The organism is Myxococcus sp. AB025B (genome assembly GCF_006518215.1).
In the GTDB taxonomy this organism is placed as follows: Bacteria; Myxococcota; Myxococcia; order Myxococcales; family Myxococcaceae; genus Myxococcus; species Myxococcus fulvus.
Map to the genome: position 1 here is coordinate 1 of NZ_SRLW01000135.1, position 26418 is coordinate 26418.

Annotated in this window: 20 protein-coding genes; 11 read left to right on the top strand and 9 right to left on the bottom strand. The window is 69.7% G+C overall.

What is annotated here, in order from left to right; genetic code table 11:
- Nucleotides 1-294 precede the first annotated feature (294 nt).
- A complete protein-coding gene (locus FL311_RS22550) occupies nucleotides 295-1038 on the top strand; it encodes a hypothetical protein (RefSeq protein ID WP_153882700.1) in 744 nt (247 codons plus the stop codon).
- A 54-nt stretch (nucleotides 1039-1092) separates the two neighbouring features.
- Entirely contained in the window at nucleotides 1093-1257 is a 165-nt protein-coding gene (locus FL311_RS22555; protein ID WP_153882701.1) for a hypothetical protein, read from the top strand.
- Between the two features lie 324 nt (nucleotides 1258-1581).
- On the opposite strand, the gene FL311_RS22560 is transcribed toward FL311_RS22555, so the two are convergent.
- The 3 genes from FL311_RS22560 to FL311_RS22570 form a co-directional block, all read right to left on the bottom strand.
- Nucleotides 1582-2076, bottom strand: a complete 495-nt coding sequence (locus tag FL311_RS22560) for a VOC family protein (protein ID WP_141327774.1) — start codon at nucleotides 2074-2076, stop codon at nucleotides 1582-1584.
- A 15-nt stretch (nucleotides 2077-2091) separates the two neighbouring features.
- The gene (locus FL311_RS22565; protein WP_141327776.1) at nucleotides 2092-2817 is read right to left on the bottom strand and encodes a sulfotransferase domain-containing protein; all 726 of its coding nucleotides are present in this window, start codon (nucleotides 2815-2817) and stop codon (nucleotides 2092-2094) included.
- A gap of 157 nt (nucleotides 2818-2974) precedes the next feature.
- Complete coding sequence (locus tag FL311_RS22570) at nucleotides 2975-3781, bottom strand: helix-turn-helix domain-containing protein (protein WP_141327778.1); 807 nt, start codon at nucleotides 3779-3781, stop codon at nucleotides 2975-2977.
- 105 nt (nucleotides 3782-3886) lie between these two features.
- On the opposite strand from FL311_RS22570, the gene FL311_RS22575 reads away from it, so the two are divergent.
- From FL311_RS22575 to hflC, 3 genes are all read left to right on the top strand, one after another.
- Nucleotides 3887-4270: a hypothetical protein gene (locus FL311_RS22575; RefSeq protein ID WP_141327780.1), complete on the top strand. Its 384-nt coding sequence runs from the start codon at nucleotides 3887-3889 to the stop codon at nucleotides 4268-4270.
- A gap of 127 nt (nucleotides 4271-4397) precedes the next feature.
- On the top strand, nucleotides 4398-5465 hold the full coding sequence (gene hflK / locus FL311_RS22580) for an FtsH protease activity modulator HflK (protein WP_141327782.1): 1068 nt from the start codon (nucleotides 4398-4400) through the stop codon (nucleotides 5463-5465).
- Nucleotides 5462-6400, top strand: a complete 939-nt coding sequence (hflC, locus tag FL311_RS22585) for a protease modulator HflC (protein WP_141327784.1) — start codon at nucleotides 5462-5464, stop codon at nucleotides 6398-6400. The genes hflK and hflC overlap by 4 nt, the downstream gene beginning before the upstream one ends.
- Before the next feature lie 90 nt (nucleotides 6401-6490).
- Here the strand turns inward: hflC and FL311_RS46145 are convergent, their stop codons facing one another.
- On the bottom strand, nucleotides 6491-9868 hold the full coding sequence (locus FL311_RS46145; RefSeq protein ID WP_141327786.1) for an Ig-like domain-containing protein: 3378 nt from the start codon (nucleotides 9866-9868) through the stop codon (nucleotides 6491-6493).
- Between the two features lie 244 nt (nucleotides 9869-10112).
- Here FL311_RS46145 and FL311_RS22595 point away from each other — a divergent pair, with 244 nt between their 5' ends.
- On the top strand, nucleotides 10113-12326 hold the full coding sequence (locus FL311_RS22595; RefSeq protein ID WP_141327788.1) for an RCC1 repeat-containing protein: 2214 nt from the start codon (nucleotides 10113-10115) through the stop codon (nucleotides 12324-12326).
- A 263-nt stretch (nucleotides 12327-12589) separates the two neighbouring features.
- Here FL311_RS22595 and FL311_RS22600 read toward each other — a convergent pair whose 3' ends face one another.
- A complete protein-coding gene (locus FL311_RS22600) occupies nucleotides 12590-14062 on the bottom strand; it encodes an ammonia-forming cytochrome c nitrite reductase subunit c552 (protein ID WP_141327790.1) in 1473 nt (490 codons plus the stop codon).
- Entirely contained in the window at nucleotides 14059-14577 is a 519-nt protein-coding gene (nrfH, locus tag FL311_RS22605; RefSeq protein WP_194869320.1) for a cytochrome c nitrite reductase small subunit, read from the bottom strand. The genes FL311_RS22600 and nrfH overlap by 4 nt, the downstream gene beginning before the upstream one ends.
- A gap of 373 nt (nucleotides 14578-14950) precedes the next feature.
- On the opposite strand from nrfH, the gene FL311_RS22610 reads away from it, so the two are divergent.
- Both FL311_RS22610 and FL311_RS22615 read left to right on the top strand, forming a co-directional pair.
- Nucleotides 14951-17047 (top strand): lectin, encoded by a 2097-nt coding sequence (locus FL311_RS22610; protein WP_141327792.1) that lies wholly within the window; start codon nucleotides 14951-14953, stop codon nucleotides 17045-17047.
- Between the two features lie 136 nt (nucleotides 17048-17183).
- On the top strand, nucleotides 17184-18707 hold the full coding sequence (locus FL311_RS22615) for a discoidin domain-containing protein (protein WP_141327794.1): 1524 nt from the start codon (nucleotides 17184-17186) through the stop codon (nucleotides 18705-18707).
- A 74-nt stretch (nucleotides 18708-18781) separates the two neighbouring features.
- Here FL311_RS22615 and FL311_RS22620 read toward each other — a convergent pair whose 3' ends face one another.
- Complete coding sequence (locus FL311_RS22620; protein WP_228557004.1) at nucleotides 18782-20716, bottom strand: ankyrin repeat domain-containing protein; 1935 nt, start codon at nucleotides 20714-20716, stop codon at nucleotides 18782-18784.
- A 427-nt stretch (nucleotides 20717-21143) separates the two neighbouring features.
- On the opposite strand from FL311_RS22620, the gene FL311_RS22625 reads away from it, so the two are divergent.
- Nucleotides 21144-21866 (top strand): serine protease, encoded by a 723-nt coding sequence (locus FL311_RS22625; protein ID WP_194869322.1) that lies wholly within the window; start codon nucleotides 21144-21146, stop codon nucleotides 21864-21866.
- A gap of 109 nt (nucleotides 21867-21975) precedes the next feature.
- On the opposite strand, the gene FL311_RS22630 is transcribed toward FL311_RS22625, so the two are convergent.
- Complete coding sequence (locus tag FL311_RS22630) at nucleotides 21976-22404, bottom strand: hypothetical protein (RefSeq protein ID WP_141327800.1); 429 nt, start codon at nucleotides 22402-22404, stop codon at nucleotides 21976-21978.
- 175 nt (nucleotides 22405-22579) lie between these two features.
- Here FL311_RS22630 and FL311_RS22635 point away from each other — a divergent pair, with 175 nt between their 5' ends.
- Together FL311_RS22635 and FL311_RS22640 are read left to right on the top strand one after the other, a co-directional pair.
- A complete protein-coding gene (locus FL311_RS22635; protein WP_141327802.1) occupies nucleotides 22580-23122 on the top strand; it encodes a DUF3060 domain-containing protein in 543 nt (180 codons plus the stop codon).
- A gap of 157 nt (nucleotides 23123-23279) precedes the next feature.
- Nucleotides 23280-25262, top strand: coding sequence for a DUF4157 domain-containing protein (locus FL311_RS22640; protein ID WP_194869323.1), 1983 nt, complete (start codon nucleotides 23280-23282; stop codon nucleotides 25260-25262).
- Nucleotides 25263-25272: 10 nt separating this feature from the next.
- On the opposite strand, the gene FL311_RS22645 is transcribed toward FL311_RS22640, so the two are convergent.
- Nucleotides 25273-25947, bottom strand: coding sequence for a hypothetical protein (locus tag FL311_RS22645; RefSeq protein ID WP_141327806.1), 675 nt, complete (start codon nucleotides 25945-25947; stop codon nucleotides 25273-25275).
- Between the last annotated feature and the right edge of the window lie 471 nt (nucleotides 25948-26418).

The following is a 26418-nucleotide window of genomic DNA, read 5'->3' on the forward strand; positions in this document are numbered from 1 at the left end:
GCCCATCCCCCACGCATCCCCACGTGCGTCCACCTGGGAGCACACGAAGAGGGCTCCGGACCACCGGAGGCACTCCCATCTCGAGGCACGCGCACAAACCATGTCTCCCCAGTCAGTACCTGTCTCATGGGAAGGAGTCACGGGCCCCGTTTCGGCCACGCCGCCCTTCATGCAGGCGAGGTGATGTGGCCGATTCGGGCCTCAAGGCTCCTTCATTTCCAGACCGGGATTTTCGGGCGGCGGCAGGCCGGAGACGTCGCTCGCCAGGTCCCTCGATACCAGGAGATGGAAGGTATGCGATTCATCGGATTGTGCGTGTCCGCCATGCTGCTCGCGGCGTGCGGCAATGAGGACAGCGTCAAGGTCGGACTGAGCACCCGGGTGGGTGCGGCGCGTGGCGCCCAGGCCGTCGGCAAGAGCGCTCAGCAAGAGGAGCCCGCCGCCGGCATCACGCTGGACCGGGTGCGCCTGTCCGTGCGCGAGCTGGAGCTGGAGTACGAGGGCGATGATCACGACGACGACCGGGACGACGACGATGACCAGCTGCGCCCGCGCGATGACGACGAGCAGCGGCTGGGGCCCGTCCTCATCGACCTGTCCGCGGAGGACCTGAATGGCCGCATCGTCCCCGTGGGCAACCTGCGGGTGACGCCCGGCATCTTCGATGAAATCGAGTTCGACATCGGCAAGGTCACCGTCGCCCAGGCGGGCCAGGACGCGCCCCTGCGGGAGCTCGCCGAGCTCGGCGCCTCGGTCATCATCGATGGCCACATCGACGGGCAGCCCTTCAGCTTCGTCTCCAGCGTCCGCCTGGAGCAGGAGCGCGAGGCGCGCTTCGAGGTGAAGGAGGGCCAGGAGCCCAACATCACGCTCAACATCGACCCGACCGGCTGGTTCGTCGATGGCAACGGACAGCGGCTGGACCCGCGCGACGCGTCCGCCCGCTCCACCATCGAGAACAACCTGCGCCGCTCCATCGACGCCTTCGACGACGACGACCTGGACGGTGACGAGGACGACGACCACGACGACGACTGAAGCCCGGTAATGAAGTCGGGTTGCAACGGCAACCCAATCACAGGAACATCAGAAATGTTCAAGTGGGTCGACGGACAGGCGGCGCAGGACGCCAGCGGCAATCCTCTCGCGAAGCCGGTGCTCTTCACCCTCTTCCACGATGGCGGCCACTTCATCTGGGACCGCGTCTACCAGGAGCCGAAGGTGCTGAGCTGGATGCTCGCGCAGCAGCGTCCGTGAGGCGGAGCGCGAAGTGGACCCGTCACTCCCGGGTAACGGGTCCTTCTCGCGCCGGAGGGCCGCACGCATCCTGCGCCGGCCTTCCACCTGCCCTCCTCGGGCAAGCCCTGCTGAACGCGTCGATCCTAATGGATGGGATTCTTCGTCTCCGCGTCCGGCACGCGCGCGTACCCCGTCGTCCTGCTGGCCGGGGCGTCGCGGGCATGCGAATCGACCCCACGAGAGTGGGCGACGCCAAGGTGTTCCGGACATGGGGATGGACCATCGCGCTCATCGTGTCCGAGGACATCAAAGAGGCGCTCGAGCGCGCACGCGTCGGAAAGCTCAGCCCAGCTGATGGACGGCTTCCAGCTTGTGCCCATCCGGGTCCGTCACGAAGCCCGCGTAATACGTATCGCTGTAGTGCGGACGCAGGCCAGGAGCCCCCTGGTCCTTGCCCCCGTGCTTCAAGCACGCGGCGTGGAAGGCGTCGACGGCCTCCCGGCTCGGCGCATTGAAGGCCAGGTGGAAGCCGTCACCGGGCGGCGTGGCCTCCGGCCGCAGGAACAGCGCCAGCGTGTCTCCCTCTCCCTCCGGGCCGTAACCCGCCGAGCGCTCCGAGCTCCACACCCGCGTGTAGCCCAGCGGCGCCAGCGCCGCGTCGTAGAACGCGATGGCGCGCGCGATGTCCCGCACGCCGAAGGAGAGATGACCGAGGAGCAGCCCCGCCCGCGCCACGCTCTTCTGGAGCGCGCGCGCCAGCACGGCCTTCTCCTCGACGCTCAGGCCCGAGTCGTTGACGGCGGCCAGGACCTCTTCACCACGAGCCGATAGCTTCATGCGGAGAACGCCTCCTCAGGACTCCAGCGGATAGCCGTAGCGCTTCAGGGGCTCCGCGAGGAGCTCGTTGACGTAGCCGTGCCACTCCTTCGGGATGATCTGCCGCCACTTGCCCACCGAGCCATCGCCCGTGACGTGCAGCCCGTTGATGCCGTCGATGGTGTAGGCCTGCCACTTCTCGTCGATCCACCCCGCCCCGCCCTCCTGCCTGCAGACCACGGCGACGCGCTCGGAGCGCGCCTTGTTCGCCTCCAACGAGTAGCTCGAGCGGGCCCGCTCCTTCTGCTCGTCCGTGAGCTTCATCCCGAAGAACCGCTCGATCTGCCCGAACAGGTAGTCGAAGTTGCCGAAGAAGTCCTCGTACCGCAGCCAGAGCACGTTCTTCCGGTCGCCCCAGGTCTCGCTGACGCGGTACAAATCGCTGAACGAGGAGTTGTCCTCCGCGTGCTCCTTCACCAGGAAGTCGATGCTCGCCTTGGTGACAGGCAGGTTGGCGCGCTTGAAGTAGGTACAGAGGATGTCTCGGAAGTCCCGCACCGTGACCACCACGCGGTCCTCCGGCCGGAACTGGGGACACTTGTGGGTCTTCTTCACGTTGCCCAGGATGGAGTTGAGCACCTGCCAGACGAACGTGGAGCCGCTGCCCGGGAAGCCGAACTGGATGATGAGCGGTTCGGCCCGCGCATCCCCGTGGGGGTCCACTTCCTTCTCGAAGTCTGAGTAGGACTTCACGCTGTCCATGACAGTACCTCCCGATTGCACGAGCAGGGTTTGGCGACAACCCTATGCCATTGCCTGGAGAGGACAGAAGCCCCATCCCTCGCGCACAGACAACCGGGTGGAAGAATGCCGCCAGGACAGAAGGCAGACGTCGTAAACCCTCACGCCGTCGAGGACCTCAACGGGGATAGAACTGCTCGATGGTGACCTCCTCCGCCAGGGCATGCAGCGGCGCCCCGAAGGTCGTCACGGTCGTGAACCACTGCGTGGCGACGCCGTCGACCACGAACGTCAGCGGAACCAGGACGCCTGCGGAGCGGCCAGGCATCCTCGCGGGGAGCTCTCGCGCGTCCGGGTATGTGAGCACTCGCGCCAGCACGTTCGCGACCTCGGACCCGGGCCCCCGCAGGCGCGCGTTCTCCTTCAACCGCCCGAGCAGGTAACCCGCGATGTCCTGCCAGTTCCCAATCGCGGAGCGGACCCGCCCGGGCGCGAAGACCAGGTCCATCAGGTTGGTGCGCCCCAGTGCGTCGCGCCCCAGCCCCATCATGGCCAGCGCCCCCGCGTTCGCATCCAGCACCGTCGACGCCGCGTCCAGCGCCAGCGCCGGATGCGGCTCGTGCGCGCCGAGAATCAGCGCCGCCGCCTGTCGCAGCTCGCGCATCTCCTCACTGTCCCAATCACTCTCACCGAACTGGGGCGCATACCCCGCCGCGACCAGCAGCGCGTTGCGCTCACGCAAGCCCAGGCCCAAGGCCTCCGCCAATCGCAGGACCATGTCCTGGCTGGGCTCCGTCCGGCCCGACTCGATGAAGGCCAGATGCCGGGGCGACACCTCCGCGTCGAACGACAGCGCCAGCTGGCTCTTGCCCCGCGACGCGCGCCAGTCCTTGAGCAACGCCCCCAACTCGCTCCGGGGCTTCGGGACACCCTTGCGCGGACGCCGGGTCGACACCTCGACCTCGCGGAGCGCGGTCCGCTTCATCGCGCGCCCACACGCGAGGCGGCCACACACTTCCCTCCCAGGTCATTGCGGGGCAGTCGAGGCAACACCGAGTCTTCGAGGCATCCCATCACCCGAGGATTCCCCATGAACGACCGCCTCGTCTATCGCCTGGATGCCTTCGCCGCCTTCAGCATGGGCGTCACCTTGCTGTTCGTCGCCACCCCGCTCACCACGCTCGCGGGCTGGACACTGCCGCCAGCCTTCCTCTTCGGCCTGGGCGTGTTCCTGGTGCCCTGGGCCGGCATCAACGCGTGGGCCTCCACCCAATCGCCCGTCGCCACGAGCATGCTCCTGGTGCACCTGCTGGTGGACGGCACCTGGGTCCTGGGGAGCGTGGCCCTCATGCTCGCCCACTCCGCCACCTTGTCGCCCCTGGGCTTCGTGATGCTCGCGAGCCAGGCCGTGAGCGTGCTCGGCGTCTTCTCCCTCAAGCTCGCCCCCTCCCTGCGCCTGCGCCTCGCGCGGTGAGCCGGACGACCGGCACCGAGTGCTCGCCATCTCGCGAGGGCCACCAGGGAACCAGGTGGCCCCTTGTTTCACTCGGCGACCGGGTTACCGCTTGCATCTGGATGTTATGTAGTCCAAAGACTGAAGGATGGCATGGGACCCACGCGTATTGAAGCCCGAGCCGAATGGCCGGGATCCTGGTGATGTGCTGGATGAGCTGCGCAGGCAGCTCAAACGAGGCCTGGGCCGCCGGCTGCTCTTCGGTGGCATCGGTCTGGCCCTGCTGGTGGGCCTGTTCACCAGCTACGCGCAGGTAGAGCCCGACGAGGTCGGCGTCATCCTGCGGCTCGGGCGCTTCGTGGACACGGTGGAGCCGGGTCCGCACTTCCGGCTGCCGTACGGCATCGACCGCATCGTCAAGGTGCCGGTGCAGCGCCAGCTCAAGGCGGAGTTCGGCTTCCGCACCGAGTCGGTGGGCGCGCGCAACACGTCCTACGCCGCCAGCGGCGCCGACATGAAGCGCGAGTCCCTGATGCTCACCGGCGACCTCAACGTCGCCGTGGTCGAGTGGATCGTCCAGTACAAGATCAAGGACCCGTACAAGTACCTCTTCAAGGTGAAGAACGTGGAGGGGATGCTGCGAGACATCTCCGAGGCGTCGATGCGCGCCGTCGTCGGGGACCACTCCGTCAACGAGGTCCTCACCACCGGCCGTCAGACGGTGGCCACCCAGTCCAAGCTGCTCCTCCAGGATCTGGCGGACCGCTACGAGACGGGCGTGGACATCCAGCAGGTGGTCCTCCAGGACGTCAACCCGCCCGACCCCGTGAAGCCGTCCTTCAACGAGGTCAACCAGGCCATCCAGGAGAAGGAGCGCGCCATCAACGAGGCCTTCGCCGAGCTCAACCGCGCCATCCCGCGCGCCAAGGGCGAGGCCGAGGAGGCGCTGCGCTCCGCGGAGGGCTACGCCATCGAGCGCGTCAACCGCGCCAAGGGCGAGGCCGAGCGCTTCACCCGCGTCTACGAGGAGTACCGCAAGGCGCCCGAGGTCACCCGCCGCCGCATGTACCTGGAGACCGTGAGCCAGGTGCTCACCAGCACCGGGCAGAAGGTCGTCATGGACGAGAACCTCAAGGGCCTCACGCCCATGTTGCGCATGGATGGCCCGGACTCCGCGGCCGCCGGCGCGGCGCACACGACGGAGGCCCACCGATGAGCCGCGTGGCAACGATTGTCCTCGGCGTCGCGGTGCTCGCCATCGTGCTGGGCTTCTCCAGCACGTACACCCTGAGCGAGCACGAGCAGGCCGTCATCACCCGCTTCGGCCAGCCGCGCGGCCAGTCCATCACCGAGCCGGGCCTGCACTTCAAGCAGCCCTTCGTCGACACGGTGAACCGCTTCGACAAGCGCTGGCTCGACTGGCGCGGCGACCCGAACCAGATTCCCACCAAGGACAAGAAGTACATCTGGGTGGACACCTTCGGCCGCTGGCGCATCGTCGACCCGCTGCGCTTCTTCCAGCGCCTGCGCGACGAGCGCAACGCGCAGTCCCGGCTGGACGACATCATCGACGGCGAGACGCGCAACACCATCGCGTCCTTCGCGTTGATTGAAGCGGTGCGCTCCACCAACCGCCCGTTCGAGGACGACGAGTACACCACCGAGGAGGAGCGCGGCGAGTCGCTGGAGCAGGTGGCCCAGGGCCGCGACAAGCTCACCCGGCAGATCCGCCTGCGCGCGGCGGAGATCGTGAAGGAGTTCGGCGTGGAGCTGGTGGACGTGCAGATTCGTCGCATCAACTACGTCGACGAGGTCCAGGTGAAGGTCTTCGAGCGCATGATTTCCGAGCGGCGGCGCACCGCGGAGCGCTCACGCTCGGAGGGCATGGGCCGCGCCGCGGAGATTCGCGGCCAGCGCGAGCGCGACCTGAAGGAGATCCGCTCCGAGGCCTACCGCAAGGCGCAGGAGATCACCGGCAAGGCCGACGCCGAGGCGACGCGCATCTACGCCGACGCCTTCGGTCGCGACGCGGAGTTCTACCAGTTCATGCGCACCCTGGAGGCCTACCCCCAGGTGATGGACCGCTCCACCTCGCTCTTCCTCGGGAGCGACTCGGAGTTCTATCGCTACCTGCGCAGCTCCAAGAAGTAGCCGGACCCACTTCGCGAAAACACTCGGGCCGGACTCCATGCACGTGACCTGGAGCCCGGCCCGTTCATTTCCGGTGACGACGTCCGCGCGTCAGTGCACGCGGCCCGGGGGCAGGTTCGAGCGCGGCGGGAAGCCCGGCACCGCGTCCGACTTCGGCGCCGACGAGCCCTTCAGCGCCCCCACCGCGCCCAGGCTCGGCGCCAGCGCCTGCGGAGCGCCGCACACCAGCGTCTCCAGATCCTCATCCCGTCGTCCCAGGTCGTTGAAGACGCGGGGCGTGCCCGTGAGCGGGTCCGGCACGGGCTGCGCGCTGACGAGGAAGGGCGACAGGAACGAGGGTGCCCCCGCGGAGCGCGGGAAGACGTGGAGGAACGGCGTCTGCGTCTCACCCGCGTGGCAGCCATTGCAGGTGTTGAGCGAGAAGCGATGCCGGACCTCCGGGTCCGCACCGGGGATGGACCACGTCAGGCCGAAGGGCGTCAGGGCCGAGCCGGCGACGAAGGCCTGTCCCTGGTACAGCGAGGGCACCTCGTGCGTGCCGGCCAGGATGGCCGCGGCGTTCTCCTGCACGAAGCTCGCGAGCCGGGGCGAGTTGTTGAGGCTGAGCTCGGGCGTGAGGGCCACGGGAGACGGGACGAGTCCGTTCGGGCCGAAGTGGAACTCGCGCAGCTCCCACAGCGGGTTCAGCGCGTTCTCGTTGGTGCGCACCTGGTGGATGGCGCTGCCCATGAAACGGCCCTGCGCGACGAAGGGCTCGGTGAAGCGGTCGGTGAGGGCCTGGAGCTTCGCGTTGTAGAGAGGGCTGCCGAGCGGCAGCGAGCCCAGCTCGTGCCAGTCCCGCGCCCAGCGCTGGATGTCCTCCGGGCCGTCGCCGGGCAGCAGGTACTCGAGGATGACGGTGAAGGGCAGGTCGAGCCCCGCGGGCGTGGTGACCCCGAAGACGAAGCGCCCCTCGCCCGAGTGCGTGCCCTCGCTGCGCAGGTCGATGCGGTTGACGATGGCGAGCAGCCGGAAGGGCGCGGTGTTGAAGTCGAGAGGCGCGGACGGGCCGCCGCTGCGCGTCTCCCAGGGCGTGAGCACGTCGGGGAGGATGCTCGGACGTCCGGCGACGGGCAGGCCCGCGATGACCTGGTTCGTCTCCCACGTCTTGAGCCAGGTGCGAATCATCTCGGACGGATTCTGGCCGCCGTTCATGCGCCGCATCAGCGTGCCGAACGTCCAGGCGCCGCCGTTGACGGTCCGCACCGGGTCCTCCACCACGGGCAGCGCCGTGATGAGCAGCTCGTTCTCCGGCGACACCTGACACACGCCGGGCGCGCAGGCCGTGCTGGACTCGCAGCCGTTGAGGGGGCTGCCATCGCAGTCGAAGGTGCCCACCGCGCAGGCGAGGCCGCAGGTGCCCGCGCCGCAGACGCCGCTGGCGGAGGGCGCGCCAGCGCACACGGTGCCGCACGCACCGCAGTTCGCCGCGTCCTCCATCACCGAGGTCTCACAGCCGTTGACCGGGTCACCGTCGCAGTCGCGGAAACCCGCGAAGCAGGTCTCCTCGACGGCCACGCACGGCGACAGGTTGCCCGCCATGTCCCGGAGGCGGAAGGACATGGGGACGCCGACCTGGCTTGCGACCAGGGGCACCAGCGCGTTGCCGCTGCTGTCCACCGCGACATCGGTGCTCGTCGGGTTGGAGCAGTCATTCCCCCAGAAGAGGAAGAGGCGCGAGCGGGGCTCGGCCTGGACACGCACGCCGGCGACGATGGAGCCCTGGGACAGGGGCACCAGCCCCGCGGTGAAGGTCGGCGCGGGCGGCGCGACGGAGTCATGCGTGTACGCCACGGACGTGCAGCCCGACAGGTTCCCCGCGGCGTCCACGGCGCGCACGGAGAAGGTCGTCACCGTGTTCGCGAACACCGCCCGGTTGGTGCTGAAGACGCCGGTGGTGGCGTGCGCCGTGGCGGTGGTCGGCACGGACCCCGAGCAGTTGGCGCTCCGGAAGACGAGCACGACCGCGCCGGCCTCGGTGCGGCCCTCGAGCTGCGGGTTCAGCTCGGAGCCCGTGGCGCTGGGGACGAAGGCGAGCTGGAAGGGGGTGACGGGCGCGACGTTGTCGTGCGTGTAGCTGACGGCGGCGGAGCACGCGGAGGTATTGCCGACCAGGTCCTCGGCCTTCGCGGAGAACGTGGTGGTGGTGTTGGCCGCCACGGTGAGCGCGCGGGAGAAGGCGCCCGAGCCCGTGGCCGGGAAGGTCGCGATGGGCGAGCCCGCGCAGGTGCCGCCGGAGAAGAGGCGCACGGTGGCGTTCCCCTCGGTGACGCCGTTGAGGATGATGGACGTCTGGTTGCCAGGAGAGGCCGGCGTGAAGGCGGAGAACGAGGGGACGACGGGCGGCGTGGTGTCGCGCTCGCAGCCGAGGAACTCCACGCGCGCCAGGGCGACGGCCTCCACGCCGGCGCGCGGGTCATTGTCGTCTGTGATGTCGAGCCTGAAGCGGTTGAAGGCCCTGGGGAGGCTGAGCGGGTACTCGCGCCGCTCGCCGCTCGCCCAGTTGAACTCGTCCACGCGCCTGTCGACGACCACCCAGGCGGTGCCGTTCCAGGCCTGGAGGGTCCAGCTCTTCGGAGCGCGGGTGGCTGCCTCGCCGTTGGGGAACTTGAGGGCGTAGCGGGTGAGGACGCGCGCGGCGCCGGGCCACTCGTAGGAGAGCCAGGAGGGCGTCGCCTTCGATGAGAGCCACATGGACGCGGAGGTGTCGACGTCGTCGAAGGCCTTCCACGGCTCATTGCCCGCCTGGAGGAAGCCGGAGCCCGTGACGGTGCCCGAGGGCGCGGTGGCGCTCGTCATGGCGGGCACCTGATTGACGATGGTGGCGCAGGCGCAGTTGTAGAAGGACAGCCGGCCGATGGAGAGCACATCCACGCCCGTGCCGGCGGTGTTGTCCTCGGTCACCATGAGGCGGTACTTGCTGTATGCGCCGGGGGTGGTGATGGAGAACTCGCGCTCCTCGGTGGCGCCCCAGTTCGTCTGCTGCGTGCGGGTGTCCAGCGTGTTCCACGCGCTGCCGGACCACCCCTGGAGCGTCCAGTCGCGCGGCGCGCGGTTGTTGAGTGAGCCATTGGAGAACTTGATGGCGTAGTGGGAGAGCGTGCGCGCGCCGTCGAAGAACTCGTAGGTGAGCCAGGCGGTGGATTGGCCGCTCGCGGTGAGCCACATGGTGCTGTCGCTGCCGTCGACCGCGTGCCAGGCGGGGTTGGAAGCATTGAACTCGCTGGAGGCGATGACGAGGCCGCTGACGGGGTTGTCGCGGGCCGACATGACGGGGATGAGGCTGCCGCCGCAGGTGAGCCCTTGCGAGACGGTGCCGAGCGGCTCGGGAGTGGAGTCGATGGGCGGGGCGTCCTGACACCCGGGCACGAAGGCCAGGGTGAGGGCGCTCGCCAGGAAGAGGCCGTTGAAGGACATCGGGCGATGCATGCACACGCTCCTCGCTACGGGCCGCCGGAGACGCCGGTGGCGCTGGAGGAGCGTTTCGTACCGGGCGCTGACGAACGTGACGCAGGGGATGTGGCGAAACCGCCCGGGCGCGTGACGAACGCTCCGCCCGGAGGGACGAAGTCTTCACGGCGGAAGCACGACCACGCCTCTCTCGGATTACCCCCATTAAATAAGAAGTCCGAGCCCTCGTCTCGACGCCGCTCCAATCTCACACGAGGGTCGAATGTCACATCCGTCGTCATCACGGTTGCGCGATGTATTGGGTATCACGCTGGGACTCCTGCTGTCCGTGGGCTGTGGTCAGCAGGAGGCGGGCGTCGACCATCCGGCTGAAGGCAGACATGAGGCCGCCATCTCCCGCACGCGGCCCCGGGTCAAGCTCGCCGCGAATCGCCGCCACTCGCTCGCCATCCGCGCGGATGGAACGGTGTGGGCCGCCGGGCAGAACCTCCGAGGCCAGCTCGGCCAGCCCGGCACGGCCAGCACTGCCACGCCGGTGCAGGTCCCCGGCCTGACGTCCATCACCTCCGTGGCCGCGGGCGACTACCACTCCGTGGCGCTCCGCTCGGGAGGCACCGTCTGGACCTGGGGCGATGGCACCCATGGACAACTGGGCACCCCTGACTTTCCCTACGGCCCCGTCGGCTTTCGCCCCACGCCCGTCCAGGTCCCGAACCTGACAAGCGTCGTGGCGGTGGCCGCCGGAGACATGCACACCCTCGCGGTGAAGGGCGATGGCACGGTGTGGGCCTGGGGCTACAACGGTGAAGGCCAGCTCGGCGACGGAGGCGTCGACAGCACCCGCTACGCCCCCGCGCCCGTCCCCGGGCTGACGAACGTCGTCGCCGTGTTCGCCCGGCACAAGACCTCCTGTGCCATCCGCTCGGACAGCACGCTCTGGTGCTGGGGGAGCAACCAGTTCGGGATGCTGGGCCTGGGCAACACCCAGGGCAACAGCATGGTCCCCGTGCAGGTGCCCGGTCTGACGAACGTCGTGGCCGTGAGCATCGGCCCCAGGCACACGCTGGCCGCGAGGTCGGACGGCACCGTGTGGAGCTGGGGGATGCAGGACCCGACGACCTATACGTTCCAGCTCTCCCCCGTCCAGGTGGCCGGGCTCACCGGCGTCACCGACGTCTCGGCCGGCCTCGACACCTCCTTCGCCCTCAAGTCCAACGGCACCGTGTGGAGCTGGGGCGAGAACACCCAGGGCCAGCTCGGAGACGGCACCAAGCAGCGCCGCGCCACCCCGGTCCAGGTGTCGGGGCTGACAGGCGTCTCGGTGGTCGCCGGAGGCGAGACGCATGCCCTGGCGCTGCGCAGCGATGGCACCCTCTGGACCTGGGGAGCCAGCCATGAGGGCGAGCGCGGTGACGGCGCCGTCACCTTGTATCCGCTCCCCGGACTCATCCCGCTCACCGAGCCCACCCTCGCCGTCGCGGCCGGCGCCGCGCACTCCCTGCTGCTGAGCGCCCAGGGCACCGTCTGGTCCTGGGGCTCCAACGAGGCGGGGCAGCTGGGCGATGGGACCACCTCGCGCCGCGTCCTCCCCGCGCCTGTCGCGGGACTCCAGAACATCATCGCCATCGCGGCGGCGGGCCGGACGTCCCTGGCCCTGCGCGACGACAACACGGTCTGGGCCTGGGGCGGCGGCACGCTGACGCCCACGCAGGTGCCGGGACTCCAGAACATCATCGCCATCTCGACCAGCGCCACCCACCGCCTCGCCCTGCGCGACGACTCGACGGTCTTTGCCTGGGGCGACAACACCCACGGCGCCCTGGGGGATGGAACGCTCGTCTCCCGGACCACGCCCGTCCAGGTCTCCAACCTGAGCGACGTGATGAAGGTCGTCGCGGGACCTCACACGTCCTACGCCATCCGCTACGACGGGTCCGCCTGGGCCTGGGGACGCAATGACTATGGCCAGCTCGCCGACACCACGACCACCCAGCGGCTCACGCCCGTCCTGATTCCGGGGCTGAGCAATGTCCTCGCCATCGGCGGCGGCACCCACCACGGAATGGCGCTGCTGGCGGATGGGAGCGGGATGAGCTGGGGCCATGGCGCCTCCCGTGCCGGCATGGGACTCGGCAGCCCCAGCAACTACAGCCCGCGTCCCATGGTCATCCCGGGGATGCTCGAGGTGGTCACCAGCGAGGACGCGTCCGCGGCCATCACCCTCACTGGCGAGCTGTGGACGGGCGGAAACACGCCCTGGGGTCAGGCTGGCAACGGCGCCTGGGGTGGCGGCGCGGCCCCCGTCCAGGTGTCCGGCATCACCAGCGGCGCGACGTCCCTCGCGGTGGGCGGCGAGCACATGCTGGTCGTCCAGCCGGATGGCACCGTCTGGTCCTGGGGCAGCAACTCCGACGGTCAGCTCGGCCGAGGCCAGCCGCTCGACGCCATCCTCCCCATCCCCTCCCTGCTGGACTGACGACGCGCTCGCCCGGGGCCGTCTCCAGCGAGGCGCCTTCTTCCGAGAGCGAAGTCTCGGCGATGGCCAGCTGCCCGCGGAAGTGGACGCGCGACGCCACGAGCAACGACGACGGCACGCTGGAGTGCTGTACCGCCGCGTGTGGCCCCCGCAGCTGTCATCGCGACTTCGACTGCCAGGGCGCCTGCTTCTGTCCCTGAGTCGTCTCGCGTGACGTGAAGCACGGGGCGGGAAGCCCGTCCGCCCCGTGTCTCACCGACGCGTCACCGCGTGCCCTCCGCGGGCGGCGGCACCGGCCCCGGCGCGCCCTGGGGCCGCGTGTCCGGCGCGGTGGAGGCCCCGCCCTCGGGGCGCAGCGCGTTCTGTCCCAGGCGCGAGAAGTTGATGGAGTTGCCCAGGATGCGCACCGCCTCCTGGTCCGCGTGGAAGCCCATCGAGTTCTCCGCCTCCACGAAGTCCAGGTAGAACTGGGCGCGCTTCTGGTAGTCCCGCGCCTTGGCCAGCGCCTCGTCGGACACGCCCGCCTTCTGGGCGTTCTGCAGGTCGTGGATGAGGTCCACCAGCGCGTCCATGGCGATGTTTCGCGTCTCGAACGTGCGCGTTTGAATGGTCTCCGCGCGGCTGAGCAGCTCCGCCTCGCTCCACTTGTGACACGTCTGGCAGGCGCGGTTGATGTTGAGCAGCGGGCTGCGCACGTGGTGGTCGCTGACCTTCATGGCGCCCTCGCGCTGGTAGGGCATGTGGCAGTCCGCGCAGGCCACGCCGCTCCTGGCGTGGATGCCCTGGTTGTACATCTCGAACTCGGGGTGCTGCGCCTTGAGGACCTTGGCGCCCGTGAGCCTGTGCGTCCAGTCGGTGTGCCCGTCCTCGTCGTAGTAGGCCATGATCTGCTCGATGTGGATGCCCTTGGCCCACGGGTACGTCAGGCGCTTCTCCTTGCCCTTGAAGTAGTACTCGACGTGGCACTGCCCGCAGACGTACGTGCGCATCTCCTGGCGGGTGGCGTGCTCGTTCACCTTGAAGTCGGGCACGCCCTGGCTGGCCTTGAGCGCGGCGATGCCCTCGATGAAGCCGGGGCGCGTGACGCGCAGCTGCATCGTCGTGGGGTCATGGCAGTCGATGCAGGACACCGGGTGGTCCACGAGCTTCCGGGCCTCGGCGAAGGGCAGCTGGTTCATCTTCTCGAAGCCCTTGATGAGGTCCCCGTCGCCCAGCTTCTTGTAGGGCACGTACACGCTGCCGTGGCAGTGGATGCAGGTGCCCGGCTGCGCCGTCACGTGCTGGCGCTCGGTGAAGACCTGGTCCTCGAGCATGTGCGCGTGTCCGCGCTCCTCGCGGAAGTCGGTGGCGAAGGCGTAGCCGCTCCACATCGTCACCAGGCGCGGGTCCTCCTCCAGCCGGCTCTGCGCCACCACCGAGCGCGGGTCCGCCTTCGTGGGCGTGCGCGCCACGGCCTCGCTGCCGCCGTAGCGGGTGCGCTGCTGGTCCACCGTGCGCTTGTAGCTGTCGTACTGGAGCGGGAAGTTCTTCCCCCACACGGCGGGGTCGGTGATGGTGTCGTCCAGTTCCACCACCCGGTAGAACGGATTTCGCGCCTCCTGCTTGCGCTCCATGATGTTGACCAGGAGCGCGGTGACGCCCGCCGAGGCCAGCGCGGCCGCCACGGCCACCGCCACCACCAGCCGGACGCCGCTGAACCGGCGCGGCTTCCCAGGAGCCTTCTGGGGCTCGGTCATCGTGCAATCTCCTGACGGATGAGCTCGGGGTTGCCCGAGCCTTCGGGGTGGCCCACCGAGTTGTGGCAGGTGAGGCACTGGAGCTGCTCACCGGGGGCCACCTGCTCGTGGCCCGCGGGGGGCGTCTCGATGGCCTCGACAATCGAGGCGTGGCACTTGCGGCACGCGCTCTCCGTCACCACCCGGTTGCCCGGACGCAGCCGGATGGGGTCCGGGAAGGTGCCGGTGGTGAAGTAGTACGAGTGCCAGAAGCCGTTGCTCGCCTTCGTGTAGTACTTGGGAATCAAGCCCGCCGGCGTGTGACAGTCGTTGCAGGTGGCCACCGCGTGGTGGCTGCTCTTGCGCCAGCCGTCGTACTGCTCATTCATGATGTGGCAGTTGGCGCACGCGGCCGGGTCGTCCCGCAGATACGACGCGCCCTTCGCGTAGACGAAGGTGAAGCCGCCCAGGCCCACCGCGACGCCGAGCGCGATGCCGAGACTCACGGCCAGGACGGTGCGGGGCGCGGAGAGCACGCCGCGCAACCTAACAATGCCCATGCGATGCGGAAGCGGAACTTGAACAAGACTTGGACAAAAAAACCGGCCCCCGGGTGACGGCTACACCCGTGGCGAAAGGAATGCGCGCCCACCGAAAAGGCGCGCAAATCCTGCGCGGCGAGGACGGTGCGACGAGGCCCTCGGGCCCGTCTGGGTTCAGCGCCGAGCCCTCGCGCGAGCTTCCGCTCTCGCCGCAAAGATGTCATCGGATTGCGAAAACCCACGTCGAGGTGCGACAGGGGCACGCCGCTCGTGCCGGGAGTTCAACATCCGCGGCACACGACACCCGAAGATTGCTTGAGCCCGCACATGGATACCATGAAAAAGACGGAAAACAAGGAGCGTGGCAATGACTCGTCGTCCGCCGCCCGTCGCAGCAAGCCGCATCATCCTCGCCGCATGTCTCGCCACCCTCGCCGCCTGTGAAACCACGCCGGAGCCAGGCCGCGAGGAGCTCGAGTCTCAGTCCGCCGCGGTGACGGCGGGCACGCGGCTCATCAGCGCGCAGTCCGGCCGCTGCCTGGACGTGTCACAGAACAGCCAGACATCGGGCCAGGGCCTCAACATCTACGACTGCCACGGGCAGGGGAACCAGCGGTTCCTCTTCACGCCCGAGGGCGAGCTGCGCGTGTTCGACGGCGCCTGGTGCGTGCAGCCGTCCACCGCCACCGCCGGAGCGCGCGCGGTCATCAGCGCCTGCACGGGCGCGGCAGGCCAGCGCTGGGTCCGCAACGCCAACGGCACGGTGGTCCACACCGCGTCCTCGCTGTGCCTGGACGTGTCCGGCGGGGCCACCGCGAACAGCTCGCCGGTCATCGTCTGGGATTGCAACGGCCAGACGAACCAGCAGTGGAACCTGCCGGCGGACACCCAGCCGCCCACCGTGCCCACGGGGCTGGTGGTGACGAACCTGACGTGCAACACGGCGACGCTCTCTTGGGCCGAGTCCACGGACAACCAGGGCGTCGCCTTCTACGACGTCTACCACGACGGTCAGCTCATGAAGTCCGTCTCCGGCGCCGTCCTCTCCACCGGGCTGACGGTGGTCCCCGGCGCCACGTGGGGTCTGTATGTGAATGCGCGCGACGCCGCGGGCAACGTCTCTCAGGGCAGCGCCACGCTGAGCATCACCCCGCCGCCGTGCCAGGTGGACACCCAGGCCCCGAGCATCCCCACGGGCCTCACCGCCACCGCCACGGGCACCAGCGTCACACTCAGCTGGACGGCGTCCACGGACAACGTGGGCGTGAGCGCGTATGTCGTGTTCCGGGGCGGCGTGCAGGTGGCCACGGTGCCCGGTGCCCCACCCGCGACGACCTTCGTCGACAGCGGCCTGGCCGCGAACACCGCCTATGTCTACAGCGTGCTCGCCCGGGACGCGCAGGGCAACGCGTCCGCACAGAGCACCACGGCGAGCGTGACGACGGGCCAGGCCTGCACCAACCCCGTCTGCTCCGTCACCCAGGTGGCCACGGACACGGACATCCCGTGGGGCCTGGTCAGCCTGCCGGACGGCGCGGTGCTCTACGGACGCCGGGACGCGCAGGACATCATCCGCCTGGACCCGGTGACGGGACAGAAGACGTCAGTAGGGACGGTGCCCAACGTGCAGAGCACCGACGGTGAGGGCGGGCTGATGGGCATCGTGCTCTCGCCAACCTTCGCCACGGACCGCTGGCTGTACGTCATGCACACCTCGCCCACGGACAACCGCATCGTCCGGCTGCGGTACGAGAACGGGACGCTGAACACGGCGTCGCTCCAGGTGCTGCTGCAGGGCATCGGCCGCAACAAGTTCCACAACGGCGGGCGGCTGCGCTTCGGGCCGGACGGCAAGCTCTACGCGGCCACGGGTGACGCGCAGAACGCGGCCTACGCGCAGGACCTCAACAACCTGGCCGGCAAGGTGCTGCGGCTCAACGCGGACGGCACCGTCCCGTCCGACAACCCCTTCGGCAACTACGTGTGGAGCTACGGCCACCGCAACCCCCAGGGGCTGGCGTTCGACTCGCAGGGGCGGCTGTGGGAGCAGGAGTTCGGCAACTCGGTGATGGACGAGACGAACCTCATCCAGCGCGGCGGCAACTACGGCTGGCCCAACTGCGAGGGCACCGTGTCCCAGGGGGGCTCGGGCTGCGCGACGCCGGGCTACATCGCACCGAAGCAGACCTACACCACCGCGGCGGGCTCGTGCTCGGGCATCGCCGTGGTGCGCGACGTCCTCTACGTGGCCTGCGCCCGGGGCGCCCGCCTCTACCGCGAGGTCATCAGCGGCACGGAGCTGACGAACGTGCAGCAGTTCTTCGTCGGCACCTACGGCCGGCTGCGCACCGTGGAGCCCACGCTGGACGGAAACCTCTGGCTGACCACCACCAACCAGGGTGACAAGGACAGCATCCCGAACAACAGCAACGAGCGCATCTTCCGCGTCGTGCTCGGACAGTAGGCGCGTCTCCCCCTGTCCCCGGCATCCACCGTACCGGGGGACAGGGCGGGGGCACCCCGTCCTTGCGACTTCCGCCGCGCCGATGCGTTTGCAACACGGTGGCGCTTCGTCACCTCCCTGTTGAAAGGTCCCCCTCATGCGCTGGCATCCCCCGAGCCTCCTCGCCGCGGTCCTCTCGCTGGTCGCCCTCCCCGCCTGGGCACAGACGACGAACGTCGCGCTCAACAAGCCCTCGACGGCGTCCTCCATCCACCCCAACGGGTATCCGACACAGTTCGCGAACGCGAAGGCCTTCAACGGCATCCTGAACACGGAGGACCGGTGGGCCGGAGCCTCGGTGCCCTCGGCGACGACGCCCGAGTGGATTGAGGTGGACCTGCAGGCCGTCCACCGCATCGAGGGCATCACGCTGTACTCGGGCCGCGACAACACCGTGGGCCAGCAGATGCTCGACTTCGACTTCCACCACCGGCTGGCGACCACGGCCAGCTTCGAGCCCGTGCCCGGTGGCGCCGTCACGAACAACGCGCAGCCCACCTGGACGCTCTCATTGGCGCAGCCGCTGGAGACGCGCTACGTGCGCCTGTCGTGCAAGCGCGCCTCCGCCGACGGCCTGTGCCGGGTGCGGGAGCTGGAGCTGCGCGGCGCGCGGCTGGCCAACCAGCCCCCCACGGCCTTCGCGGGGAACGACACGGCCATCGTGCAGCCGGCCAGTTCCGTTCAGCTCCAGGGCACGGCGAGCGACACGGACGGCACCATCGCCACCTACCAGTGGCAGCAGGCCTTCGGCCCGACGCCGGCCACGCTGACGGGGGCGACGACGCGGACGGTGACGGCGAGCAACCTGACGCCGGGCTCGTACATCTTCCGGTTCACCGCCACGGACAACGGCGGGGCCGCGGTGTCGGACACGGTGAGCGTCAAGGTGCACGCGGGCACGCAGGCCGCGGACGCGCGCGCGGGGAAGATTCACGTGTGGTCGCGCGGCGGGACATATGACACGGCGGTGTTCCTGCCCATCGAGTACGGCGCGGACCCGCTGAAGAAGTACCCGCTGGTCCTGTCGCTGCATGGCCGGGGCGGCACGACGCTCAGCTCGGACCACACGACGGTGCTCTCGAATCCGGAGGGGTTCATCCGGCAGCTCATCCCGGGCAAGGCGATTGTCACCACGTACCCGGCGGTGGTCATCGCGCCGCACGCGCCGCGCATCGGCGCGACGCCGCCGTATGACACGTACTGGAACGTGGACCTCACGCACGCGCTGGTGCTCGAGGCCATCACCCGCTTCAACATCGACCCGGACCGCGTGACGATGACGGGCCTGTCCTTCGGCGGCGCGGGGGTGAATGACCAGCTGCTCAAGTACCGGAGCACCTACGCGGGCGGGATGCCGCTGGCGTACACGTCGCCCGTCGCCAACCCGCTGTGCAGCATCGCGGACTTCCCGCTGTGGGCCGCGGGCAACTCGGGCGACGGGACGTTCAACGCGTGGAAGTGGACCAACCCCACCGACGGCGTGCTGACGCAGCTGCGCCAGTGCCCCAACTACACCGGGGAGATTCAGGTCACGGTGATGCCGGGCACCACCCACAGCGGCTGGGATGAGTTCTGGAGCCGTCCGGATGCCCAGACGTGGCTGGTGAGCCAGGTGCGCTGACGGCCCGGGCCCGTGCGTCCACCTGGACCCACGGGCCCGTCACGGCGGGAACCGCGCTGCGCAGGCGCGTCCGACTACAGCCGGACCACCCCCGTCTTGCCCAGCAGGTCGAACAGCTTCTCCCGGTCCAGCGTCCTGCCCTTGAAGGCCTTCGGGACGAACACCTTCTTGAGCGCCGCGTCCGAGGCGTCGAACCCACCATTCGCGTAGTGGTGCTCCGCCTTCACCTTCGCCTGCACGTCGTGGTCATCCGCGATGACCACCTCGGCCTTCAACACGCCGCCGACCCGCAGCGAGGTGTCGTTGCCGTGACCCCAGACGACCTGGGCCTCCACGTCCTTGCCGACGATGACCTCGCCGTCCGTGTCCAACCCGCTGACGCGCAGCGTGCCTCCCACCGCGAGCAGTCCCTCCAGGCCCGCGTTGCGCAGCACCCCGTTCACCGTCAGGTCCCCCGTCACCAGCAGGGGCGCGTCCAGGTGCACGTCACCCTTCACCACCAGGTTCCCCCGGACGAAGCGCGGCGCCTGGATGAAGCCAGGCGTCTTCTCCTCGGCGGGGAGCACGTCCCGCGCGAGCTCCACCAGGGCCATGACCGTCCAGGGGAACTCGCCCCGGAGCGCGGCCGCGAGCTCATCCCACGACGTGGCACCCTGCAGCTCCAGCCCCTTCAGTACCTGCTCGATGGCGTCCACGTCCTCGCCCTCGTAGTACCAGGACGCGAGCACCGCCTTGCGCCGACGCTCCAGCGCCTCCAGCAGGGGCCGCACGTCCAGGGCGCCCGCCTTGTCCTTGGGCGCCTTGGCTCCCAGCAATTGCGCGAGGGCCGCGTGCTTGTGCTCCAGCGCCTCCTGGACCGGCGTCTGACCGCTGGAGTTCTTCAGCGTGACGTCCGCGCCGGCCGCGAGCAGGACCTCGATGACGGGCCCACGCTCCTTGAAGCGCGCGTGCTGGTGCAGCGGCGTCCAGCCCTTGCCCGCGTTGGGGTTGGCCCCCGCGTCGATGAGCGCCTTCGCCACCTGCGCCGTCCGGGCCTCGAAGAGCGCGGTGCGCCCCGAGCCGTCGAGCGCATCCACGGGCACACCTCCCTTCGCGAGCGGGCCGATGCAGGACACGCTGCCGTGCTCCGCGGCGGCATGGAGGGGCGTGGACTTGTCTCCATCGACAGCGTCCGTGGAGACACCCAGGCGCAGCAGCTCCTTCACCAGCCCGGCGTCATCCACCATCGCGGCGAGGTGCAGCACGCCCTGCTTGCGGGAGTCCTTCACCGCCAGGTCCGCACCCAATGCGAGCAGCGCCAGCACCCGGCCCGTGCGGCTGTTGCCCTCGAAGCCCGGGCCGAAGAACGGCTGGGCATCGAGCCCCGCCGCGAGCAGCAATCCCTTGTCGAGCTCCTTGCCCTTCTTCTTCGCGGGCTTCTGCTTGCGCAGCCACGCGTGGAAGCCCTCGTCGGAGAAGGCGCCCTCCAGGCCCTGGAAGTTGAGCGGGTCGTCGTCGTCCGTCACGCCCTGGGCGCACATGCCGGGGTTCTCCTCGAGCAGGGAGAGCAGCTCGCGGTAGCCCTGCTCCTTCTTGCCCTGGGTGAGCGCGCGCCAGGCCTGGAGCCCGCGGCGTCCACGCTGATGGTCCGGCAGGGGCCGCAGGCGCTCGGCCTCGTCGAGCGCGGCCTCCACCTCGTCGAGCTGGGCCACGCTCGGGGCACCTCGCACCAGGTCCTCGGCCCACTGGCTCAGGGCCAACGCGCGGGCCTTCTGCGCGAGCGTCAGCTTGCCACCGGGCTTCGTGCCCCGGGTCAGCGCGAGGATGCGGTCACGCAGTGCCCAGTGCTCGGCCTTCACCTCGCGCGCCCAGCGATGGGGCTCCATGCGCCGGGTCGCGTCCAGCGACCAGCTCAAGGAGTGGAGCGCCAGCAGATGCTCAGGGTCCTCCGCCACCACCTGACGCAGCAGGACCACCGCCTGGTCGAGCTGCGGTGGCATCTCGTCCAGCAGTGCATCCGCTTTCTTCATCAGCGCAGCGACATCCACCTTCTTCGATTCACGGGCACGCGACATGGCCCCGAAAACTGCCACGGCCCCGAATGGCCCGCGCGGAAATCGCACCAGGACTGGACAGCATCGCCATCCGAGAATTCTCTCGGTCCGAGATGCGATGGAAGGCACGAGCCAGGGGCGTCGAGGCAGGTACGCTGCGGGTGTGACGCCCCACACACCCGAGCGCCTGTTCGCCGCCATCGAGCCATGCAACGCCGCTCCCGAGGACGTCGCCGTCCACACGCACCAGGCCACGCCGTTGTCGCACGCCGCTCCCCTCCCACAGCCCCTTCCAGGAACAATGCTCCGCAAACACCCCGCGCTCTGGGCCGTCCTCGCCGCATCGACCGCTGGCTGCTCCATCCTCGGCTCGTACCCGTATCCAGATGAATCGCATCCAGCCGTGGCCCCCTCCGTCAGGGAGAAGCAGTCGCCCGTGACACAGCTCTCCAGCCCCCTGGAAGCCGTGTGTCATCTGACGACCCGGCGGCGGAACATCAAGAAGCTGTGGATCGGCGACGTCTACTCGACGGGAAGCGCCGCGCTGGCCCAGGGGCGATACCTCATCACGGCGGCGCACAACGTCTACGACTATCCCCTGGGGTGGCTCGACCACGTGGACGTCAGCTGCAACCAGAAGACGGCCACCGCTGAAACGGTCATCGCGAGCTTGAATCGAGAACACATCAAGCAGCGGGTCTCCGCACCAGGCTACGCATGGCGACTGCATGGTGCGGAGCGGAAGTTCGAGTTCGACTTCGCGTTCATCGACCTGGGGACGAGTGTCATGGATGATGACCCGTTCCTGGTGGACGAGCGTGTTGTGCCTCGAGTCGGCGAAGCGCTCTTCCTCGGAGGATACCCCGGCGGCGACATCTCCCACCCTGCGAACAAGCTCCATCTCGGCAGCGGCGTCGTCGTCGGCATCGACAACAACCTCATGACGTACGACATCGAAACGGCCACCGGGAACAGCGGAGGCCCTGTCTGGGTGACACGCGAAGGCAAGCACTACCTCGTCGGCGTGCATGTCTCGGATGGCAGAGCAAGGCTCTTCAACGCGAGCTTCTTCACCGCGTGGAACAGGTTCCTGAAGTCCGCGGAGAAAAGTTCCGGCACGCACTGAACCGATTCTCCTCGGCCCCTATGACATCCAACATCGGTCCCCCCATCACAGTCGCAAGCTGACGAGCCGAGGCGGTCTTCCGAAACGGACCGCCGGCCCCGGCGCACCGTCACGAGACCCAGACGCGCTGCTCCAGCAACTCACCATCCGGACCCCGCTCCAGGCGCACGCCGTAGGCGTCCCGGGGCCCCAGGTGGCTCGCCGCGTACACCTGGGTCCCACCGCGATACAGCGCGACCTCGAGCACGCCCACCTCGGTCGCCAGCGGAGAGAACACGGACGAGTACCGCAGCGCGCGGTGGCGCAGGTAGCTCCACACGTCCCGCCGCACGAAGCCGGCGTCGGTCAGGAACCAGGCCGCGAGCAGCGGCACCATCACCGTGGCCCCTTCGAGGTCCTCGTCGCGCGCGATGGGCCCCCACAGCAGCACCCAGGCCCCCCCAGGACGACGCTGCTCGTCACGGGACGACCACCCCGCCACGAGTCGCCGGACCGCCTGCACGATGAGCCACCGGCCTGCGGAGTTCGCATCCATCATGGGCGCCCGTGAAAGCACGATTCGGACACCGCCGCCATGCGCCCTGCCGCCGCGGGTGCCCAGCTGAAGGGCCACTGCAATCCAGGGGCTGGCTCCCGAGGAATCGCGCGGATTTTGAATCTCCGCACCGCCGGTGCGTACATTGCGCGTGCATCCACACAAGAGGTCCACCGCAATGCGCAACCCATTCAAGTCGAAGGCCTTCGTCGTCATCGCATGTGTGCTCGGGTCGATGTCCGCCAGCGCCCAGGACGAGGACGAGGCCGCGTCGGTCAAGGTCGGCAAGGACGGCAACGTCCGGGTGAAGGCGCCGGGCGCCACCATCGAGGCTCGCGACGGCTCGGCCCGGGTTCGCGGCGGGGGCGTCGACATCCAGGCCCACGGCGCCGCGGCGCGTGATGACGACGACGCGGCGCAGACGTCGTCCCAGAGCGAGGGCTCGCTCGAGCTGGTCGACTCCGAGCGCACCGTGAAGCACGACTGCGGCGAAGGCGGCAAGGTGGAGATCGTCGGCTCCAGCAACCAGGTCATCCTGACCGGGACCTGCGAGTCCATCGAGGTGACGGGCAGCGAGAACAAGGTCAGCGCCCACACCGTGCGCCGCATCGAGACGACGGGCAGCGACAACAGCGTCGTCTGGAAGCAGGGCCCCCAGAAGGGCAAGAAGCCGCGCATCAGCAACACCGGCACCAACAACCGCATCTCCCAGGCGCGCTGAGCCGGGACGTCGCGCAGAGGTGGGGCGGGCAGCCCTCCGCCCCCCTTTCGGGTACACTGTCCCCGCAGGTCCGACGAGGGGGACATCCATGGGCTCGTTGCACTCCGCGGCTCGCACATCCACGCCCACACCGGCGCCGAAGGCCACGCCTCCACGTGTGACCCGGACGGTCGCCCCACAACCCTCCACCGCGCCCACCCCGGACGTCTCCCGGGGTGAGTCCGCCGACAGGGCCCCTCGCTTCGACATCGGCACCGTCGCGCTGTATCCGCCCGCGCGCGCCTTGCGGCCCATGCCCGGTGGCGCGACGACCCGTCCCCTGGGCAGGGTGGAGACCCGTGGAGCTCCCGTCAGCCCGGGGCCCTCTCTCGGTGCCATCCCGAGCTCTGTCGCGGCCACGGTGGGCGCGTTCGGAACCCACCTGCTCCGCGCCGCGCTGACGCCCCGCGCGCCCGTGGGCCCTACCGCACAGCCCCTGTCCCGACTCGCGGGTGGCAGCCCCGTCCCCGCATGGCTCCGGGCGCCGTTCGAGCAGTCCTACGGCTATGACTTGTCGCCAGTGCGCCTGCACACCGGCCCCACCGCGAGACAGGCGGCGAGGTCCGTGGGCGCCGCGGCCTTCACGCTGGGCGACCACATCGTCCTGGGTGGCGACGTCGACGTCGCGAGCGGCGCGGGGCGGCACATCCTGGGGCACGAGCTGGCGCACACCGTCCAGGCGCGACTCGGGGGGGGCCGGGGCCGCATCAGCGAGCCCTCCTGGCCCTCCGAGCGCGAGGCCGAGCGCGCCACCCGCGCGGCCCTCCTCCAGTCGCCCTATGAGCTGACCGAGGGCGCCGGAGAGGACCTGCACCGCATCGCGCCGTGGCTCGTGCTGGCGGGAATCGGATTGGTGGCGGGCGTCGTCACCTGGGCCACCTCCGACAGCACCGAGGAGAACCAGCGGCGTCACGCGGCGGGCGCCCCGGACCCCTCCAGGAGCCTCTGGGCGCTCGTGCCCGTCTACGGCTCGGTCCAGCAGATTCGCGAGGCGGAGTCGTTCTTCCTGCGCGCCCTGGGCATGGGCTTCATGATGGTCGACTTCGCCACGCTGGGCGCCGCGGGCGTCGCGGGCCGGGCGCTCATCCGGGTCCCCGTCGCCAGCTACCGCACCGCCGTGGCCCGGCGAGCCGCGGGCGAGCTGGTCGTTCGCGAGGGCGGAGAAATCCTCACGGAGGCGATGGCGCGAGAGACGGCCGCGGCCTTCAGTCGCGAGGGCGGCGCGGTCTTCGCCACGCGGACGGCCGCGACCGCCGAGCTGGAGCGAGCCCTGGGACGCGGCGCCATGGTCGCCGTGACGGAAGGCGGGCTGAATCACGCCGTCATCTACGCCCGCAACTCGGCGGGGCAGGTCCTGAAGCTCCACGGCGGTCCGCTGCGCGTGCTCTTCCCTGAGGTGCCCCAGGCCCTGACGCCCCAGCTGGCGGCGAGCGTCGCGCGGCGAGCCAACGCCTACGTGGTCATCGAGGCCGCGGAGGCCGCCGTCAGCATCGAGCAGGCGGTCGCCGTCGCCCAGCGTGGAGGCAATGCCATCCTGCGCTGGTTGCGGGGCACCCCCACCAGCTGCGGCATCATGCAGGGCGCGATTCTCGAGGCCTCGGGGCTGTCGGCGCAGACGCTCGCGAGGCTGTTGCCCTCGGGTGGGGCCGCGGCGCGGCTGCTCCCCATCACCCTGCTCGAGCACATGGCGGGCAACGCCGGCCTGCGCTTCGTCGAGGGCGGCATGGCCCGCATCATCGGCGGCACCGCCATCCAGAGTGGCCTGTCCGCGGTCGGCGGAGGCGTGGGCGTCGTCACCTCCACGCTGATGCGGGTGTTCGCCGGCATGCTGGAGCCCGAGGCCGCGCCCACGCCGGCCCGTCGCCCCAGGACGGGGAGCACGGCGCGACGCACGCCCGAGAGTGATGCCTTCGCCCGCGCCATCATCGAGCGATGGGGACGCACGCTCCTGGGACCGGCGAGCATGGTCAGCGCCTCGCTCCCGGACATCATCCCCGGCTGGATGCTGACCACGCCCGAGTTCAGACAGTCGGTGCTGCTCTCGCTGGTGGCCCAGGGCATGTCCCCCGCGAGCGCCCTGGCCGTGGTCTCCGGAGGTTGAGCCGAGGGCGTCAACCGGACGACGTGACGCCCCTGCGCGCCCGCTCCTGTCGCCACACGCAGCCCTGACACACGCCGGCGATGAGCAGCAGGCCCCAGGTGCATCGCGGCTCGCGCGTCATGGCGAGCACGAGCACCGACAGGCCCAGGAGCCACGGCGCCCAGAGCGACTCCCCCTCCCGATAGCGCACGTACACCCGTGAGGGCCCCACCAGGAGGGCACACGGCAGGGCGAACACCGGCCAGTCCCCGGAAGGCGCGTGGAGCATGAGCCACAGCGACAGCGCCGTGAACGCGCTCCATTCCACCAGGACGAGGACCGTGCGGCGCGCCAGCACCCTTCGCGCTCCGCGCCAGGCGAGGAAGGCCCGCGCGTCCGCGACGGACGGCCCGGATGACGGCGCCTCCTCGGTCGAGCGCGGCGGTATCGCGACCTGCTCGCGCAACCGCGCGCGTCGGGAGCGGACCTGCGCCCCGAGCGCCACGAGCCCCAGGACGCCGACGCCCACGATGACGCCCCAGTCCCGAGGTGAGGGGACTCGTGCCTCCGCGGCGAGCGGAGCCACACGCGGTCCCTCGGCTCGGGGCGAGGCCCCATCCAGGCGGGTCGCGAGGACGTGAGCCATCATCGCGGCCAGGGCGACGAAGACGCCGAGGATGATGGGGACCTCGCGAGGCGCGGCCATGGCGACAGTGCAGGGAAGACCGGGCCACAAGTCAATGGCCCGGTCGACACACCTGCCCGCGGGCGCCGTCCTCCGAATCCCAGACGCCCAATTTGATGCGACAGAGTGACTCGCTCGGGATGGGCCAGGCGTGTCAGCCCATGTCGAGTGCCATGCCGAGGCGCTGCTTGAAGCACACGCCTCCTGCTCGGGCGCGGGCTCCTTGGGGTTCCCGCTAGGGCGTGGCGGACGACAGCTCGGTGAGGACCCGGCAGGAGCTCGGGACGTCGGGAGGAGCGCTTCCTCCGAAGCGCTGGGTGAGCCAGGCCACGGTCCCGGGGATGTCATCCCCCAACACGCCGAAGGGGTGTGGATCTGATCCTGAGCATCGCCTGAGCGAAAGGGCGGGTTGGCAGGAGCAGGCCGAGGCGTGGGAGAAATCCCGGCCATGGTGAAAGTGACGCTGGAAGTGCCCGAGGAGGTCGCCACGCT

Coding starts and splice junctions, on each gene's coding strand:
- FL311_RS22645 (WP_141327806.1), bottom strand. CDS start 25,947: ATGGCCGCGCCTCGCGAGGTCCCCATCATCCTCGGCGTCTTCGTCGCC.
- FL311_RS22595 (WP_141327788.1), top strand. CDS start 10,113: ATGTCACATCCGTCGTCATCACGGTTGCGCGATGTATTGGGTATCACG.
- FL311_RS22635 (WP_141327802.1), top strand. CDS start 22,580: ATGCGCAACCCATTCAAGTCGAAGGCCTTCGTCGTCATCGCATGTGTG.
- FL311_RS22550 (WP_153882700.1), top strand. CDS start 295: ATGCGATTCATCGGATTGTGCGTGTCCGCCATGCTGCTCGCGGCGTGC.
- FL311_RS22630 (WP_141327800.1), bottom strand. CDS start 22,404: ATGATGGATGCGAACTCCGCAGGCCGGTGGCTCATCGTGCAGGCGGTC.
- FL311_RS22615 (WP_141327794.1), top strand. CDS start 17,184: ATGCGCTGGCATCCCCCGAGCCTCCTCGCCGCGGTCCTCTCGCTGGTC.
- FL311_RS22565 (WP_141327776.1), bottom strand. CDS start 2,817: ATGGACAGCGTGAAGTCCTACTCAGACTTCGAGAAGGAAGTGGACCCC.
- FL311_RS22575 (WP_141327780.1), top strand. CDS start 3,887: ATGAACGACCGCCTCGTCTATCGCCTGGATGCCTTCGCCGCCTTCAGC.
- FL311_RS22620 (WP_228557004.1), bottom strand. CDS start 20,716: ATGAAGAAAGCGGATGCACTGCTGGACGAGATGCCACCGCAGCTCGAC.
- FL311_RS22560 (WP_141327774.1), bottom strand. CDS start 2,076: ATGAAGCTATCGGCTCGTGGTGAAGAGGTCCTGGCCGCCGTCAACGAC.
- hflK (WP_141327782.1), top strand. CDS start 4,398: ATGGCATGGGACCCACGCGTATTGAAGCCCGAGCCGAATGGCCGGGAT.
- FL311_RS22555 (WP_153882701.1), top strand. CDS start 1,093: ATGTTCAAGTGGGTCGACGGACAGGCGGCGCAGGACGCCAGCGGCAAT.
- FL311_RS22570 (WP_141327778.1), bottom strand. CDS start 3,781: ATGAAGCGGACCGCGCTCCGCGAGGTCGAGGTGTCGACCCGGCGTCCG.
- hflC (WP_141327784.1), top strand. CDS start 5,462: ATGAGCCGCGTGGCAACGATTGTCCTCGGCGTCGCGGTGCTCGCCATC.
- FL311_RS22600 (WP_141327790.1), bottom strand. CDS start 14,062: ATGACCGAGCCCCAGAAGGCTCCTGGGAAGCCGCGCCGGTTCAGCGGC.
- FL311_RS22610 (WP_141327792.1), top strand. CDS start 14,951: ATGACTCGTCGTCCGCCGCCCGTCGCAGCAAGCCGCATCATCCTCGCC.
- FL311_RS46145 (WP_141327786.1), bottom strand. CDS start 9,868: ATGCATCGCCCGATGTCCTTCAACGGCCTCTTCCTGGCGAGCGCCCTC.